Annotated in this window: 18 protein-coding genes and 1 tRNA gene; 2 read left to right on the forward strand and 17 right to left on the reverse strand. The window is 31.5% G+C overall.

The window, feature by feature from the left end; all coding sequences use genetic code 11:
• Positions 1 to 18: 18 nt before the first annotated feature.
• Positions 19 to 255 (reverse strand): hypothetical protein, encoded by a 237-nt coding sequence (locus MHH94_RS09060; RefSeq protein WP_058591336.1) that lies wholly within the window; start codon positions 253 to 255, stop codon positions 19 to 21.
• A 155-nt stretch (positions 256 to 410) separates the two neighbouring features.
• On the opposite strand from MHH94_RS09060, the gene MHH94_RS09065 reads away from it, so the two are divergent.
• The gene (locus MHH94_RS09065) at positions 411 to 848 is read left to right on the forward strand and encodes a GNAT family N-acetyltransferase (RefSeq protein WP_058591335.1); all 438 of its coding nucleotides are present in this window, start codon (positions 411 to 413) and stop codon (positions 846 to 848) included.
• A 57-nt stretch (positions 849 to 905) separates the two neighbouring features.
• Positions 906 to 1,448, forward strand: a complete 543-nt coding sequence (locus tag MHH94_RS09070; RefSeq protein WP_058591334.1) for a GrpB family protein — start codon at positions 906 to 908, stop codon at positions 1,446 to 1,448.
• Between the two features lie 306 nt (positions 1,449 to 1,754).
• Here the strand turns inward: MHH94_RS09070 and MHH94_RS09075 are convergent.
• The 16 genes from MHH94_RS09075 to zapA form a co-directional block, all read right to left on the reverse strand.
• A tRNA-Arg gene (locus MHH94_RS09075) sits at positions 1,755 to 1,828 on the reverse strand.
• 122 nt (positions 1,829 to 1,950) lie between these two features.
• Positions 1,951 to 2,166, reverse strand: a complete 216-nt coding sequence (locus MHH94_RS09080) for a hypothetical protein (protein WP_037587508.1) — start codon at positions 2,164 to 2,166, stop codon at positions 1,951 to 1,953.
• A gap of 182 nt (positions 2,167 to 2,348) precedes the next feature.
• A complete protein-coding gene (locus MHH94_RS09085) occupies positions 2,349 to 2,855 on the reverse strand; it encodes a metallophosphoesterase family protein (protein ID WP_058591332.1) in 507 nt (168 codons plus the stop codon).
• A complete protein-coding gene (locus MHH94_RS09090; protein WP_048542319.1) occupies positions 2,852 to 3,436 on the reverse strand; it encodes an XTP/dITP diphosphatase in 585 nt (194 codons plus the stop codon). The genes MHH94_RS09085 and MHH94_RS09090 overlap by 4 nt, the downstream gene beginning before the upstream one ends.
• A gap of 12 nt (positions 3,437 to 3,448) precedes the next feature.
• Positions 3,449 to 4,246 carry a glutamate racemase gene (gene racE / locus MHH94_RS09095; RefSeq protein ID WP_048542317.1) on the reverse strand — a complete coding sequence of 266 codons (798 nt, stop codon included), beginning with the start codon at positions 4,244 to 4,246 and terminating at the stop codon, positions 3,449 to 3,451.
• Positions 4,243 to 4,677 (reverse strand): MarR family winged helix-turn-helix transcriptional regulator, encoded by a 435-nt coding sequence (locus MHH94_RS09100; protein WP_048542315.1) that lies wholly within the window; start codon positions 4,675 to 4,677, stop codon positions 4,243 to 4,245. The genes racE and MHH94_RS09100 overlap by 4 nt, the downstream gene beginning before the upstream one ends.
• 151 nt (positions 4,678 to 4,828) lie before the next feature.
• Positions 4,829 to 5,638, reverse strand: a complete 810-nt coding sequence (gene sdhB, locus MHH94_RS09105) for a succinate dehydrogenase iron-sulfur subunit (RefSeq protein ID WP_037587502.1) — start codon at positions 5,636 to 5,638, stop codon at positions 4,829 to 4,831.
• 2 nt (positions 5,639 to 5,640) lie between these two features.
• Positions 5,641 to 7,404 (reverse strand): succinate dehydrogenase flavoprotein subunit, encoded by a 1,764-nt coding sequence (gene sdhA, locus MHH94_RS09110; protein WP_058591331.1) that lies wholly within the window; start codon positions 7,402 to 7,404, stop codon positions 5,641 to 5,643.
• Between the two features lie 32 nt (positions 7,405 to 7,436).
• Positions 7,437 to 8,048: a succinate dehydrogenase cytochrome b558 subunit gene (locus MHH94_RS09115; protein WP_058591330.1), complete on the reverse strand. Its 612-nt coding sequence runs from the start codon at positions 8,046 to 8,048 to the stop codon at positions 7,437 to 7,439.
• Positions 8,049 to 8,243: 195 nt separating this feature from the next.
• Positions 8,244 to 10,025, reverse strand: a complete 1,782-nt coding sequence (gene uvrC, locus MHH94_RS09120) for an excinuclease ABC subunit UvrC (protein ID WP_048542309.1) — start codon at positions 10,023 to 10,025, stop codon at positions 8,244 to 8,246.
• A gap of 150 nt (positions 10,026 to 10,175) precedes the next feature.
• Positions 10,176 to 10,490, reverse strand: coding sequence for a thioredoxin (gene trxA / locus MHH94_RS09125; protein ID WP_025904628.1), 315 nt, complete (start codon positions 10,488 to 10,490; stop codon positions 10,176 to 10,178).
• Between the two features lie 111 nt (positions 10,491 to 10,601).
• The gene (locus MHH94_RS09130; RefSeq protein WP_048542307.1) at positions 10,602 to 11,348 is read right to left on the reverse strand and encodes an enoyl-CoA hydratase/isomerase family protein; all 747 of its coding nucleotides are present in this window, start codon (positions 11,346 to 11,348) and stop codon (positions 10,602 to 10,604) included.
• Between the two features lie 120 nt (positions 11,349 to 11,468).
• Positions 11,469 to 13,817, reverse strand: a complete 2,349-nt coding sequence (locus tag MHH94_RS09135) for an endonuclease MutS2 (protein WP_058591329.1) — start codon at positions 13,815 to 13,817, stop codon at positions 11,469 to 11,471.
• Between the two features lie 26 nt (positions 13,818 to 13,843).
• Positions 13,844 to 15,547 carry a DNA polymerase/3'-5' exonuclease PolX gene (polX, locus tag MHH94_RS09140; protein WP_106417626.1) on the reverse strand — a complete coding sequence of 568 codons (1,704 nt, stop codon included), beginning with the start codon at positions 15,545 to 15,547 and terminating at the stop codon, positions 13,844 to 13,846.
• Between the two features lie 61 nt (positions 15,548 to 15,608).
• Positions 15,609 to 16,136, reverse strand: coding sequence for a CvpA family protein (locus MHH94_RS09145; protein WP_048542302.1), 528 nt, complete (start codon positions 16,134 to 16,136; stop codon positions 15,609 to 15,611).
• Positions 16,133 to 16,405 carry a cell division protein ZapA gene (gene zapA, locus MHH94_RS09150; RefSeq protein ID WP_025904633.1) on the reverse strand — a complete coding sequence of 91 codons (273 nt, stop codon included), beginning with the start codon at positions 16,403 to 16,405 and terminating at the stop codon, positions 16,133 to 16,135. Before zapA ends, MHH94_RS09145 begins: the two co-directional genes overlap by 4 nt.
• Positions 16,406 to 16,563: the final 158 nt, after the last annotated feature.

Here is a 16,563-nt window from a genome sequence, read left to right on the forward strand (position 1 = left end):
GTTCACATTTCATACTATTTATTTATAATTTTTAATTACTCTAACAATCAGTGCAATCATAGGAAAAATCATTAAAACAAGAATAATATAATATAAATTAACAATACTATTTTCCCATGTAATAGGCACAATCACACCAAGCGCCATAATAAGCACTAAAATGATAATATTTACAAACATGCATACTAACAGATCACGAAAACTTGATTTATTTTTGTAATCGAATGTTTGCTTCCAAAAATTTATATATGTCATAAGCAACCCTCCATTCCATTTACAGAATATACCAAATATATCAATTAATATCAATTGTTTTTTAGTGGTTTCTTAAAAATAATAAGAACATAATTTGTTTTAAATTGCTCAATTAAGTTAAACTTAATCTACTATCTAGAACGAGGAGGCATGTTATGAATTTAAGAAATATTAAAGTTGAAGATTATAATCAATGCGCAAACAATTTAGTTGCAGCCTATGCTGGATCGCCTTGGTTTAATAAATGGACTGAACAAGAAGCTAAACTCAGAATTGAAGCTACAATGAGTGGATTTAATTCTAGAGGATTTGTTATCGAAGATGAACATAAAATTATTGCAATGTGTTTAGGTCGTATAGACTATTATTTTAATGGTTTTAATCAATTCTGTATCGATGAATTTAATGTCATTCCCAACCTACAAGGCTCCGGTATAGGTAAACAATTAATGAACTTTGTCAAAGATGAATTAAAAAATGAGAACATAAATAATATGTTCCTAATAACGGGCGGAGAATTAGCAGCCAATTTTTATACTAAAAATAATTTCAAAGTAACAAATGAAGGTTATATGATGGAAATTGAATTTTGATTAGTATAAAGTTCTCTACCACTTATTTTAATGAATTTAAAAAGGACTGATATAAAAATGAAGGTTAATATCGAAAAATATAATCCTTATTGGGTAAATCTTTTTGCAAAAGAATCAAACAATATAAAAAGAATATTTGGTGATGAATTACATTCAATCCATCATATAGGTAGTACATCAATTCCACATATATATGCAAAACCAATTATAGACATTATGCCTATCGTTAATAATATAGACAATGTGGATAAATATAATCATGATTTTGAAAAGTTTGATTATGATGTGCATGGCGAATATGGAATAGTTAATAGAAGATACTTTACTAAATTTGATAAAGAAACTAATAGAAAACTTTACCACGTTCATATTTATGATTGTAAAGATGATAAAAACATTATTCGCCATCTCGCTTTTAGAGACTTCTTAATTGAGTTTCCAGAAGTAGCTAAGGAATATGAAGATTTAAAAATGATGCTCATTAATAAGTATTGCGGAGACAAAGAACAATATGTAAATGGGAAAAATGAATTTGTAAAAAGGACTGAAAAGCTTGCTATAAATTGGTATTTACAAAACAAAAAAGGATACAGACTATAATTCATTTCAAAAATATAGGTGATAACAATGATACATATAAAAGAATTTTATAATTCATTACCAGAGTTGGAGAATAAAGAACTATCTAAATTACACAATGATGATCCATGTTGTACATTATTATATTTTTGACACTTATTTGACACATGCATCCTGCTTTACTTTTATTAAGCTACTTAAGAGTATCACAAGTAATTTATACATCTTGGTGCAGTTACGCTATTTAACAAGCCATTTTCATATACAAAAAAATCCCGTCATGTCTACGTTACAAGTAACGAGATACAACGGGATATTGGTAATTTACGTCCTGGGAGGGATTCGAACCCCCGACCGACGGCTTAGAAGGCCGTTGCTCTATCCAGCTGAGCTACCAGGACATTTTCAACACAAGAATAATTATATCGAATAGATACTGATTTATCAATACTTTTTAAAAAGAAAAAGGTTTATTAAATCGCTTTCGAAGTATTATTACACGTTTAGTTATTTTGTTTTACTTTTATTCGGTGATTACAATGTCATTAACTTTAACTGTATTGGCTTTTTCGGCTTTACACAAAGATTTATCTTCAAATATTTCTATAACACTCGCATGTACAAGTCCGTTTGCTGTTAATACATATATGTTTTCGTTCTTATGTAAGTCGTTATATTCGTTTTTATTTATACAAAACTCATCATCATTAATAACTGATGTAACGTGTGTTCTGCCCATTTCTACCCCTCCTATGTATGATAACTTATTAGTTTTTACATAAAATTAACGACATTCATAATTATAAAACAATTTTTGTTTAATTGAAAGTTTATTCTAATTTTTTAATAAAATTGAGATATTCGTAAGAATACCTCAATAAATAAAATCTATTTGCCATTTTTGTTTTGCAAAATATATATTTAAATTGCTAATGATAATTTTTCTACTTCTTCATTATTTCTATTTAAATATGTTAAAGTTGCATTATTTAATGCTTCATCGAATTCAATGATTGCATATGTTTCTTCCCATTGACCTCTTGTTTGAGAGATGCTTCCTGGGTTGATACAATAAACGCCATCTATTGTCTCACATAATGCAACATGACTATGTCCATAAAATGCAAATTTAGCATGATTATTTTTTGCATGAGCACTTAATACTTCTCTAGATCCTTTAATATCATATCTATGACCATGTGTATAGAAATAACCAATACCTTCTATTTCACCTTGTTCTTCTATTGGAAATTGTGGATCAAAATCACAATTTCCTTTAACTCTTTGATACAAACTTAGTTCTGTATCATCGTAGTCAAATTCAGAATCACCTAAATGTAAAAATAAATCTGCGTCTTTATATTTTTCGTATATTTCATGAAGTATACCTTGTTCGCCATGATTATCGCTAACAATTACCCATTTCATTGGAATCGCTCCCCTATATCTTCATTCATTAATTTAATTGCATTTCCACGGTGACTAATTGCACTTTTTTCTGCAGCAGTTAGTTCTGCCATCGTTCTGTCTTGTGAAGGTACGAAGAAAATCGGGTCATAGCCAAATCCGTTTTCGCCTCGTGGTTCATCTATTATTTCACCAGGTGCTTTACCTACATATGTAACAGTTTCTTTTCCAGGCTCACTTACAGCAATTGCACAAACAAATTCTGCTGCTCTATCTTCTATACCCTTTAAGTTTGTTAATAATTTTTCTATATTATCTTGATCATTTTTTTGTGTACCTGCATATCTTGCTGAATAAATACCTGGCTCACCATTTAAAGCTTTTACAGATAGCCCACTATCATCTGCAATAACGATTTTATTTAATTGTTTTGAAGCCGCTTCTGCTTTCAAAATCGCATTCTCTTCGAATGTTGTACCTGTTTCTTCTACATCAAAATCTGGTGCAATTTCAGAAATACCTATAACATTTGCTTTTGGAAAAATTGTTTTAAAGTCATTTATCTTTCCTTGATTGTTTGATGCAATAATAATATCTTTCATATTTATCTCTCCTTACAATGTTATTCGTTCAACTTGAGCATCTTCTATATGTAGCCATTCTTTTATCGTTCTCGTGATATGTTCAACATCACCATTTGCAAAAAATTGATGTTTCGGATTTGGTGTATAATATGAATGCTCATTACTAAAAGTCAATAATGCACTTACTTCTCTTGCTGTTTCTAAACCTGAAGATATGATTGTCTTGCCATCATCAAAATATTGATGAATCGCATCGTATAATAATGGATAATGTGTACATCCTAATATAACTGTATCAGAATCATCATATCGCCACTGTTTAAGAGTTTGATGGATAACAATACTCGTAATCGTCGGATCTTTATATCTCATTTGTTCAACTAAAGGAACGAATCCTGGACAAGCAACTCCTTTAACTTCTACTTGAGGATTAATAGATTTAATACTTCGTCTATATGCTTCAGATTTAATTGTTCCCTCTGTACCAAGAACAAGCACTCGATTATTTTTAGTTGTCATAATTGCTGTTCTTGAACCTGGATCAATAACACCAATCACGGGTATTGATAACATTTCTTGCAAAGGTTTCAAAGCAACCGCAGTAGCTGTGTTACATGCGATAACTAACATTTTAATATCTTTTTCAACTAAAAAGTTAGCTAATTGAATTGTAAATGATTTAACTTCTTCTCTTGTTCTCGGGCCATATGGACATCTTCCAATATCACCTAAATAAAATATCGTCTCATTTGGCAATTGTCGCATGATTTCTTTAGCAACTGTTAAACCACCAATCCCTGAGTCAATTACACCAATTGGTTTATTCATTCATCTTCACTTCGCATTCTTTTTAACATAATTTCTAAAGCTTCATTAAATTTTATTTTATCTTTATCTTCCATAATAGAAAGAAGATCTTCAGTATAAATTTGTCTCGCTTGAACAACTTCGTCAATAAGTGCCATGCCTTTTTCTAATAACTTGACGTGGAATACTCTTTTATCTTTCTCAGATTGAATTCGTTGAACGAGTTCTTTTTTTTCGAGTTTATCTACTATATCTGTAGTAGTAGAATACGCTAAAAATAAACGTTTAGATAATTCACCAATTGTAATTTGATCATGCTCATTGAGCCATTGTAAAGCTATAAATTGAGGTGGTGTGATATCATAAACCTTTAATTGTCCTCTTGATTTTAATTTCGTTCTTTCTACTATATGTCTTAACGAATATTCAATCTGTTTTGTAATTTCTTCCATAGTTGTTTGTACCTCTTTTCTCATCAAACTTATATTAATAATAATAACACATACGCTTATATGCAGTTAATGAATTGGCCTTTAAGTTTTATAAATAAACAAATAAGAGGCTAGGACATAAAATTATGTCCCAGCCTCTTTCATATCTTTATTAGTTTACTTCGTGATCTGAACCGAAGAATGATTTAAACATTTGGAAAGTAGCTTCTCTGTTCATTGCTGCGATTGATGTTGTTAAAGGAATACCTTTCGGACAAGCATTTACACAGTTTTGAGAACTACCACATTCTTGTATACCACCATCAGACATCAGTGCTTTAATACGTTCATCTTTAGTCATGCTTCCAGTTGGATGCAAGTTGAATAAACGAACTTGAGAAATTGCTTGAGCACCCATGAAATTATTATTCACGTTTACGTTCGGACAAACTTCTAAACACACACCACATGTCATACATTTAGAAAGTTCATATGCTGTTTGACGTTTCTTCTCAGGCATACGTGGCCCTGGTCCTAAGTCATAAGTACCATCAATTGGTACCCATGCTTTAACTTTTTTCAAGTTATCGAACATACGAGAACGGTCAACTTGTAAATCACGAATAACTGGGAAGGTCTTCATTGGTTCAAGTTTAATTGGTTGTTCCAATTGATCAATAATAGCTGAACATGATTGACGTGCTTTTCCGTTAATAACCATAGAACATGCACCACAAACTTCTTCAAGACAGTTCATATCCCAAGTTACTGGTGTCGTCTTCTCACCATTTGACTTAATCGGATTTCTTTGGATTTCCATTAAAGCTGCAATAACATTCATATTTGGTCTATATGGAATTTCAAATTTTTCTTCATAAGGTTGAGATTTATCATTTTCTTGACGTTTGATAATGATAGAAATCGTTTTGTTTTCTTGGTTTTGACCTTGTGCATTGTTTTCAACTGTTTGAGTGTCTGCCATAATTATTTACCTCCTTTAGATTTCTTAGAGTAATCACGTTTACGAGGTTTAATGTGACTAATATCCACTTCTTCATATGAAAATTCTGGTGCTTCTTTAGGTCCTCTATATTGAGCAATCGTTGTTTTTAACCACTCTTCATCATTACGGTCTGGGAATTCTGGTTTGTAATGCGCACCACGTGATTCGTTACGATTATAAGCACCAATCGTAATAACTCTTGCTAGTACTAACATATTCCATAATTGACGCGTAAAGAATACAGCTTGGTTACTCCAAGTAGATGTATCTTCCATATCAATATTTTGATATCTTTCCATCAACTCAACAATTTTCTTATCTGTTTCTAGAAGTTTATCATTATGACGAACAACTGTAACATTGGCAGTCATAATTTCTCCTAATTCTTTGTGTAACTTATATGCATTTTCTGTACCTTTAAGTTGTAATAAATGATCGAATTTTTCTTGTTCTTCATTTATACGTTTTTGGAAAATTTCTTCATCTATTTCTGTATATGATCTTTCGATATCTTTAACATATTTAACCGCATTTGGTCCTGCAACCATACCACCATAAATAGCTGATAATAATGAGTTTGCACCTAATCTATTACCACCGTGTTGTGAATAGTCACATTCACCAGCAGCGAATAAACCTTTAATATTCGTCATTTGATCAAAGTCTACCCAGATACCGCCCATTGAATAATGAACTGCTGGGAAAATTTTCATTGGGACTTTACGAGGGTCGTCACCAGTGAATTTTTCATATATTTCTATTATACCACCAAGCTTAACATCTAACTCATGTGCATCTTTATGTGATAAATCAAGGTAAACCATGTTTTCACCGTTGATACCAAGTTTTTGGTTCACACAAACATCGAATATTTCACGAGTCGCAATATCACGAGGTACTAAGTTACCATAATCAGGATATTTTTCTTCTAAGAAATACCAAGGTTTACCGTCTTTATACGTCCAAATACGTCCACCTTCACCACGAGCTGATTCACTCATTAATCTTAATTTATCATCACCAGGAATTGCAGTTGGATGGATTTGAATAAACTCACCATTTGCATATTTAGCACCTTGTTGATAAACAACTGAGGCTGCTGAACCTGTATTAATCATTGAGTTTGTAGATTTACCAAATATGATACCTGGTCCACCTGTTGCCATAATAACAGCATCTGAACCAAATGATTCGATTTTAGAGTCAGTTAAGTTTTGAGCCACAATACCGCGTGCAGCATCTTCCTCATCTTTAACTATCCCTAAAAATTCCCAACCTTCATATTTCGTAACTAAACCTTTTACTTCGAAACTTCTAACTTGTTCGTCTAATGCATATAATAATTGTTGTCCAGTTGTTGCACCTGCGAATGCAGTTCTATGATACAAAGTACCACCGAATCGACGGAAATCTAAAAGACCTTCTGGTGTACGGTTAAACATAACACCCATTCTGTCTAATAAATGTATGATACTAGGTGCTGCTGCAGTCATATTTTTTACAGGTGTTTGGTTAGCAAGGAAATCTCCACCATACACTGTGTCATCGAAGTGAATGTCAACAGAGTCACCTTCACCTTTAGTATTGACAGCTCCATTAATACCACCTTGAGCACAAACAGAGTGTGAACGTTTAACAGGAACTAATGAGAATAAATCAACTTGTGCACCTTGTTCAGCAGCTTTAATAGTTGCCATTAGTCCAGCTAAACCACCACCGACAACAATGATTTTGTTGTTTGCCATAAAAATTGTCACTCCCCTAAAAAGTATAAATCCTATACGAATGCAAAAATAGCTCTTAAGCCAATGATACTAATTACGATAAATACAAATAAAGTCACATAAGTCATAATACGTTGTGATTTTGGTGATTGTGTAATTCCCCAAGTGATGAAGAATGACCATAAACCATTTGAGAAATGGAATATAACACTTAATACACCAATAACATAAAGCGTTACAGAAATTGGATTAGATAAAATATCTGAAACCATATCAAAGTCAACGTGATGTCCTAATGCAGCTTGAATACGTGTTTGATATACATGAACAGCTATGAAAATAAATGATATGATACCAGTTATACGTTGTAATAAGAACATCCAGTTTCTAAATAGTGAATGTCTTCCTACGTTTTCTTTAGCTGTAAACGCTATGTATAATCCATAAATAGCGTGGAATAGTATAGGAATATAGATAACTACAACTTCTAATACAATTTTAAATGGTAAGTGCCACATAAAATCTGATGCTTTATTAAAAGCCTCTGGACTTATCGTTGCAAAATGGTTAATAACTAAATGCTGAATTAAGAATATTCCTATAGGAATTACACCTAATAATGAATGAATACGACGTAAAATAAACTGTTTTTCGCTTGACGCCAAAAGAAGTCCCCCCTAACTTTAATCTATGGCCCTATCGTTATATTAAGAACATAGTAATCTGAAAACGATTACATACATCCCAAAAAAAATTCGATGAGCATTTACATGTATATTGTAACATCATTAAGTATGAATTTGGGCATGAGAATTATTCTCACACCCAAATATATAGATTTTTTGTTGTAATTTTACCATTTATTTACTAAGCTTATCTACTAGATTTTGAGCAACCTTTTTAGGAACACCAATTTTCACAAAATCCTCTAAATGTGCTTCTCGCATTTTTTTAATTGAACCGAAATGTTTCAATAAGGTTTGTTTACGTTTTGGTCCAATACCTTCTATTTCATCTAAAGCTGACTTAAGTGTTGTTTTTTGTCGTGTTGATCTATGGAAACTAATTGCAAATCGGTGTACTTCATCTTGAATTCGTTGAAGTAAATAGAATTCTTGTGAATTTTTCTTTAGTGGTATAATTTCAGCTTGTAATCCATACAATAATTCTGAGGTTTGGTGTTTATCATTTTTACTTAGCCCTGCAATGGGTATATCAAGTCCTAGTTCATTTTCTAATACATCTCTAACTGAAGACATATGACCTTTACCACCATCGACAATAATCAAATCAGGTATTGGTAGACCTTCTTTTAATACTCTTGTGTATCTTCTTCGAACTGCTTCTTGCATAGACTTGTAATCATCTGGCCCTTTAACGGATTTAATTTTATATTTACGATAGTCTTTTTTACTTGGTTTACCATCCACAAAAGCAATCATAACAGAGACTGGATCCACACCTTGAATATTAGAATTATCAAATGCTTCAATTCTAATCGGTGTTTGAATACCCATTGCCTCACCTAAGTTCTCGATAGCTTTGACAGTTCTAGATTCATCTTTCGCAATTAATTCGAATTTATTTTTAAGTGAGATGCTCGCATTTTTTATAGCAAGATCCACCATTTCTTTCTTCTGACCTCTTTTAGGCTGAATCACTCTTGAATCAACAACTGATTCAACTGTTTTTATGTCTAAATTCTTCGGGATATGAATTTCTTTTGGTGTTAAATGTTGGTTTAAAGAATAGAATTGACCGATAAATGTATAGAATTCTTCTTCTGCTGTTTGAATAATGGGTATCATAGATGCTTGTCTTTCAATTAGTTTGCCTTGTCTAATAAAGAATACTTGAATACACATCCACCCTTTATCTACAGAATAGCCAAATATATCTCTCATCGTCATGTCGGCTGACATCATATTTTGTTTATAATTTAACATTTCAATATGTTGTATTAAATCACGGTATTCTTTTGCTTCCTCAAACTTCAATGCTTCACTCGCTTGATTCATCTTCTCATTCAAATCATTGACAATCGTTTTGTCATCGCCATTTAGAAAATCAGTAATTTCTTTAATCATCGTTTGATACTGACTTTGTTCGACTGGATATACACATGGTCCTAAACATTGTCCAATATGATAATACAGGCATACTTTATTTGGCATTGTGACACATTTTCTTAATGGATAAATTCTATCTAGTAATTTTTTCGTTTCATGTGCAGCATAAGCATTTGGGTATGGTCCGAAGTATTTACCCGAATCTTTTTTTACAGTTCTCGTCACGATAAGTCTAGGGTGTTTTTCTTTTGTAATTTTTATAAATGGATAACTTTTGTCATCTTTTAATAATATATTGTAGCGTGGCTGATGTTTTTTGATTAAGTTAAGTTCAAGTAATAAAGATTCTATTTCACTTGAAGTCACGATAAATTCAAAATCTCTAATCTCACCTACGAGCCGAGTTGTCTTTTCATCATGTGCACCTGTGAAATAGCTGCGAACTCTGTTTCTTAATCGTTTAGCTTTTCCAACATATATAACCGTTTGTTGTCTATCTTTCATGATGTAACATCCAGGCTCCGTTGGTAATACATCAAGTTTTTGCTTAATTTTCTTTTGGTAGTCTTCCACCTTTATCACCTACCTTTTTAAATTCATTATATCAATAAAATTTACATTGACCAAAACATACGTTCTATATAAATATCTATCATCACACAAAAACTGCCTACAAAGTCATATGCTTTGTAGACAGTTTGGATTAATCATAGGTTATAACGATTAATAATGTTTAGATAATACTTGTTCTAGTTGTTCTTTAGGTTGGAAACCTACTACTTTATCTACAGCTTCGCCATCTTTAAATACGATTAAAGTTGGGATACTCATAACTTCGTATTTAGCTGCTGTTGCTTGGTTTTCATCTACGTCTAATTTAACGATGTTAGCTTTACCTTCAACGTCTTTAGCTAAATCTTCTAATACTGGCGCGATCATTTTACAAGGTCCACACCATGGTGCCCAGAAGTCCACTAAACTAACGCCTTCTTTGATTTGTTCATCGAAATTTGCATCTGTTGCTTTTAATAATGCCATTGGAAAAATCCTCCTTGTTAACTTATGATAATGAGAGTATAGCACGCTTTATTTTGCAATGCATGTTGTTTGCTCAAAGTGTATTGTACTTGATATGAACTATATTAGCAATCACTTAAATTCAGGTTTTCTTTTGTTCATAAATGCATCAATACCTTCTTTTGCATTGTCACTTTCAATAATATCAACGAAATGCCTTTCTTCAATTTGATCACTTTCTAATGATAAATCTAAATTAGACATTTGCTTGATGACTTTAATAGAGTCTAAAGATTTAGAAGCGATAGTATTAGCTAATTTTTCAGTAGCCTGTTCTAGTGCTTCTTTATCTTCTACTATTTCATTAAATAAATGTTTAACTTCATCTAAATTGATATTCTCACCTGTTAACGCAGCTTGTAATGCTTTATGTTGACCTACCATAGCTGATAATCGTCTAACACCGCCAAAGCCTGGGAATATACCTAAATTAATTTCAGGTAATCCTACTTTTGTATCTTTCGTGATTAATCTCATATCACATGCTAAAGCAAGTTCAAAGCCACCGCCTAAACAAACACCATGAATTGAACTAATAACTGGCTTATGACATGTCTTAATCAATCTAAATAATTTAGCACTTGTAGAAGCTAAATCTAATCTTTCATGTTTAGTTAGTTCTGGGAATGATTTAATATCTGCACCTGCAGAGAAACATTTTTCATTACCCTTTATAACGATGACTTTCACATCTTCATCGAATCCTTCTGTTTCAATTGCTTCAATAATGCTATTTAATACTGCCTCATTTAAAGCATTTACCGGGCCATGATTTAATTGTATATAAAGAACGTGGTTTTCAACATTTGTATTTATCAAGAAAATTCCTCCTTATAAAAATATTAAGTATGCAATACCTGCTATAAATGTTAAAGCAGAAATAACGAGTAATACTTTAGCTAGTTTATACATATCAAAATTATCCAATATGTTTCCTCCTTATTTCAATGTTACAACTGTAACACCAAATCCACCTTCTGAAGGCATACCTGTACGATATGAATCTACAGAACGATGTTTTTTAAGATGGTCAGCTACACCTTTTTGTAATGCACCTGTACCTTTACCATGAATAATGTTTACTGTACCGTAATTAGAAAGTACTGCTTGATCGATATATTGGTCTAATTCTAACATAGCATCTTCATATCGGTAACCACGTAAATCTAAATCCATTTTTATAGTAGATCGATTCGTTCTAGGAACAACTTTACTTGGTTGTTGTTTCTTTTTATCTAGTTTTTCTAAATCTTTTACTTCTATTTTCATTTTGAGTATACCCATCTGAACTACTACTTCTTCATCGCTGATTACATCGATAACTTCACCTTTTTGACCGTATGATAATACTTTAACGTCATCACCTTTTTCAATCTTATCGTGACGTTCTTTCTTAACATTTTGTTTCAGAGATTGAGATGTATATTGATTATCAAGTCGTTTCTTTCGCTCAATGAGTTCATGCTCTTTTACATTTGCAGCTGAATTATCTCGCATATCTCTAAGTTCTTGAAGGATTGTTTCCGCTTCTTCAGTCTTCTGTTTAACTTCTTGATTGGCTTTATTTCTCGCTTCATCCATCAATTGTGTTTTGAAGTTTTCAAATCGTTGTAATTCCTGTGTTAATGATTGATGCAAGTCTATAGATTCTTGTTTTAATTTTTCAACTTCAATACGATCATTTTCAACAGATTTAGCATTTTTCTCAAGTGATTCTATCATGACATTGATTTCTTTTTCATCTTGACCAATCAGTGATTTTGCATGATTGATGAGTTCATTTTTAAGCCCTAATTTTTTAGAAATTTCAAATGCGTTTGAACGTCCTGGTATGCCCATTAATAATTTATAAGTTGGTCTTAAAGTTTCAACGTCAAATTCAACACTCGCATTCATCACTTTCTCTCGATTATAGCTATATGCTTTAAGTTCAGGGTAATGTGTTGTAGCCATGATTAAAGCATCTCTTTCAATCGTATAATCTAAAATACTCATTGCTAATGCTGCACCTTCACTAGGATCAGTCCCTGCTCCTAATTCATCAAATAATATTAATGAGTCTTTATCCGCTTGATCAATAATATTGACGATATTTTTCATATGTGATGAAAACGTCGATAACGATTGTTCAATAGATTGTTCATCACCAATGTCACAAAATACTTTCTTAAATATCGTTATAATTGCGCCATCTAATGTAGGAATTAACAAACCAGATTGTGCCATTAACGTGATTAGACCAACTGTTTTTAAAGTAACTGTTTTACCACCTGTATTAGGACCTGTAATAATAACAGCATTAATATCTTCTTTAAATTCAATCGTATTGCTAACCACTTCTGATTGATTAATTAAAGGATGTCTTGCTTTAGGTAAATATATCGCTCTATCTTCAGATATGATTGGTTTAGTAGCTTTAATAATTGCACCAAATTTAGCTTTTGCTGTTACAAAGTCTAAATGCCCCATAACTTCTGTGCTTGAAATTAATTCATAGCCTACTTCGCTAACTTGTTCTGTCAGAATATATAACAATCTATCTTTTTCTTCTTTTTCTTTAGCTTTAACTTGAGCGATTTGATTATGCATTTCAACAATTGCACTTGGTTCAATATATAATGTTTGTCCAGATGCTGATTGATCATGTACGATACCATTAAAATCTTGACGATACTCTGCTTTAACCGGAAGTACATGTCTATCATTTCTAACCGTTACAATTGAATCCGATAATTTCTTCTGATTAGCTGAAGATCTAACCATTTGCTCTAATCTCGATTTAATACGATCGTTCGTTTTTTTAATTTGATGTCTCAATTCAGCTAATTTCGGACTTGCCGTATCAAACAAATCGTGTTCGTCACACTGTTCATTTATTTGATTAAGCAATTCACTTAAAACTGGCAATTGCGCTACATAACCATCGATATTTGGATAAAGGATTGCTTCATCTTCATCAACGATACTTGCGTAAAATGTTTTGAATCTATTTTGAACTTGAATATTACGTTTAATTTGGTTTAATTCTTCAACGTTTAACAAACTGCCAATTTCTGCACGTCTTACATAAGACTTAATATCTTTTAGGCCTGAATAACCAGGTACTCTATGTTTATTATAAATTTGAGTCATTTCGTCTGTTTCATTTATGCTTTGCTGAACTGTTTCAAGTTCATCACTTGGTTTAAGTTCGTTAATAATACGTTCAGCAATATCACTTGTCGCATGAGTAGACAATTGTTGAATAATTAAGGGATATTCAAGAACTTTTAATGTTTTCTCATTCATATTATCTTCCCTCTTCTTTTAATACTTTATTTTGTTGATTGGATCCATTTTTTAAATGCTTCACGTGATTTAGCATTAATCACTTGTGATTTTTTAACCCAACCTTTTTGAGCCGTCCCAACACCATATTTCATGAAATCAAAATGATCAATATGATGGGCATCTGTATTGATTGTAATCATTAGGTCAGGATTATTTTTTAATACGTCAGCGTTTAAATCTAATCGTTGTGGATTAGCATTCAGTTCTAATACTGTATTAGTTTCTCTTGCCATTTTAATAAGTTCATCAATATTAGGACGGTATCCTTTTCTTCTACCAATAATTCTACCTGTCGGATGTGCAATATGTCTCACATATTGATTTTCACATGCAGTTCTAAGTCTATTCATAATTTCTTCTTCAGATTGATTGAAACTTTGATGAATTGCTGCAATAACATAATCTAATTCTTTCAATACGTCATCTGGATAATCTAAACTACCATCTGGTTTAATATCCATTTCTGTACCACTATAAATATCAATTTCTTTATACGATTCATTCAGTTTTTTAATTTTTTCGTTTTGTTCCAATAAACGTTCAATAGATAATCCATTTGCTACTGCTAAACTTCTAGAATGGTCTGTAATACAAATAAATTGATATTGACGTTCAATTGCCGCTTCAATCATTTCTTCAAGTTTAAAAGCACCATCACTATAAGTTGTATGCATATGAATATCACCGTTAATATCTTCTAACTGAATGATATCTTGAATATCTTTATCAAATTCTGTACCATCCTCACGCATTGTTGGTGGTATATATGACACGTTAAAATGATCATAAATTTCCTTTTCACTTTGATAAGTGATGATGTTACCATTTGCTTCTTCTATGCCGTACTCGCTTACTTTTTCATTTTTTTGTTTAGCAAGTTGTCTAATTTTAATATTATGATCTTTTGAACCTGTAAAATGTTGCAATGTATGATAGAAAGCTTCTGGTTGAATCAGTCTAAAATCAACACCAATAACATCATCTTCAATTTGTAAATCTAGTGAAACTTTCGTTTGTCCAACAGCAATTTGTTCTTTAATATCTGGAAACTCGAGCAGAGCTTGTTGTACTTTTGTAGGTTCTTCAGTCGAAATAATATAATCTAAGTCTTTGCTCATTTCTTTCATTCTTCTGAAACTACCTGCAACTTGATATTGATTAATGTCTTCAATATTATCTAAAAATTGATTAATAACTTCATGTGCTTTAATCATAGTATTGATTGAATATTTTTCAGGTCGTTGACCTAACACTTTCGCTTCTTCAAGAAGTTTTTGTTCAGTCTTTTTCGCAAAGCCTGGTAATTCAGACACTTGATTATTTTCACACGCTTTGATTAAATCTTCTTTATTTTTTATATCTAATTCTTTATATAATTTCGCAATTTTTTTACTACCTAATCCAGGTATTTTTAGTAATGGAATGAGTCCTTCTGGAATTTCTTGTTTTAACTCATCTAAATAACTTTGTGTCCCATTATCAATATATTCATTTATGACATCGCCTACACCTTTACCAATTCCTTTTAAAGATGTCACATCTTCAATTTCATTTAACGTTCTTTCATCTGTTTCTAATGATTGACTCGCTTTTCTGTATGCTGATACTTTAAATGGATTCTCACCTTTAATTTCCATGTATATTGCAATTGTTTCTAACATTTTTACGATATCTTTTTTTGTTAACATGTCTATTCCTCCGTAAAAAAAGTCATAGGTTCTCCCATGACTTTTTTCAATATGAATTCATTTAATTTGAAAGCCATTTTACTAATTGTTCAGATAAGAATGGTGTCTTTGTTAATACTGCATTTCCAATAGAAGACTGTTGCAATGCATCTATAAAAGGTGCTACAGGAATAACTGCAAATGCTGCTAATATGATAATCACAACTAAATACGCTTCTATAAATCCAAGTACGATACCAAAGTACCTTGCATATTTACCCCCAAATTCCATTTGATGATAAAAATCAAATACTGTTGCTACAATTTGTAAAATTATTTTAGTGAAAACAAATAAAATGAGAATCGCCATAATATTATAAAATGCATTCTCATTATTAATATTATTAAATATTGCATTCTTACCTTCTGTAGACGCACTCGGGTAAGGTAATATTAAATGCAATTGCTTGCTAAATGGTGCGTAACAAATGCTGGCAATCACCAATGAACTAATCGTGCCGATAGAATGTAATGATTGTAATACTAAACTACGTCTATATCCAATGATGACACCTATAATTAAACATAAAAATATAAGTAATGTTATCATTCTAAATGTCCTTTATTTTTTAATTGTTTGATTTCTTCTCTTAACTTTTCATTTTCTTCTTCTAATTTAACATATTCATGCATAACATTAACAGCTGTAAGAACAGATTTACGCGTTGTATCCAAGCCTGCATTTAATTGCCCGAGCGCTTGCAACTTTTCATCCACTCTACCAGCTACATATCGAATATGTGATGGATCGTCTTCACCAATAATTGTATAATGTTGATCATTTATAACCACTGTCACTCTATTTTTATTTTCACTCATTATACTACCCCTGTTCAAATTATAAATGGATTTCTATATATGTAATCATACTATATTATACATGACATAAGTTCATTTGTGTATGAATATCCACCAACTTGATATGAGAAAATTCGTTTATATCATAAATTTATGCTACTCTATTTATAGAAAAATTA

Source organism: Mammaliicoccus sp. FSL K6-3158 (genome assembly GCF_038005105.1).
In the GTDB taxonomy this organism is placed as follows: domain Bacteria; phylum Bacillota; class Bacilli; order Staphylococcales; family Staphylococcaceae; genus Mammaliicoccus; species Mammaliicoccus sciuri.

What these genes read in the sequence shown, in the direction of transcription:
- MHH94_RS09060 (WP_058591336.1), bottom strand. Translation starts at nt 255, where the DNA reads ATGACATATATAAATTTTTGGAAGCAAACATTCGATTACAAAAATAAA.
- MHH94_RS09065 (WP_058591335.1), top strand. Translation starts at nt 411, where the DNA reads ATGAATTTAAGAAATATTAAAGTTGAAGATTATAATCAATGCGCAAAC.
- MHH94_RS09070 (WP_058591334.1), top strand. Translation starts at nt 906, where the DNA reads ATGAAGGTTAATATCGAAAAATATAATCCTTATTGGGTAAATCTTTTT.
- MHH94_RS09080 (WP_037587508.1), bottom strand. Translation starts at nt 2,166, where the DNA reads ATGGGCAGAACACACGTTACATCAGTTATTAATGATGATGAGTTTTGT.
- MHH94_RS09085 (WP_058591332.1), bottom strand. Translation starts at nt 2,855, where the DNA reads ATGAAATGGGTAATTGTTAGCGATAATCATGGCGAACAAGGTATACTT.
- MHH94_RS09090 (WP_048542319.1), bottom strand. Translation starts at nt 3,436, where the DNA reads ATGAAAGATATTATTATTGCATCAAACAATCAAGGAAAGATAAATGAC.
- racE (WP_048542317.1), bottom strand. Translation starts at nt 4,246, where the DNA reads ATGAATAAACCAATTGGTGTAATTGACTCAGGGATTGGTGGTTTAACA.
- MHH94_RS09100 (WP_048542315.1), bottom strand. Translation starts at nt 4,677, where the DNA reads ATGGAAGAAATTACAAAACAGATTGAATATTCGTTAAGACATATAGTA.
- sdhB (WP_037587502.1), bottom strand. Translation starts at nt 5,638, where the DNA reads ATGGCAGACACTCAAACAGTTGAAAACAATGCACAAGGTCAAAACCAA.
- sdhA (WP_058591331.1), bottom strand. Translation starts at nt 7,404, where the DNA reads ATGGCAAACAACAAAATCATTGTTGTCGGTGGTGGTTTAGCTGGACTA.
- trxA (WP_025904628.1), bottom strand. Translation starts at nt 10,490, where the DNA reads ATGGCATTATTAAAAGCAACAGATGCAAATTTCGATGAACAAATCAAA.
- MHH94_RS09135 (WP_058591329.1), bottom strand. Translation starts at nt 13,817, where the DNA reads ATGAATGAGAAAACATTAAAAGTTCTTGAATATCCCTTAATTATTCAA.
- polX (WP_106417626.1), bottom strand. Translation starts at nt 15,547, where the DNA reads ATGTTAACAAAAAAAGATATCGTAAAAATGTTAGAAACAATTGCAATA.
- MHH94_RS09145 (WP_048542302.1), bottom strand. Translation starts at nt 16,136, where the DNA reads ATGATAACATTACTTATATTTTTATGTTTAATTATAGGTGTCATCATT.
- zapA (WP_025904633.1), bottom strand. Translation starts at nt 16,405, where the DNA reads ATGAGTGAAAATAAAAATAGAGTGACAGTGGTTATAAATGATCAACAT.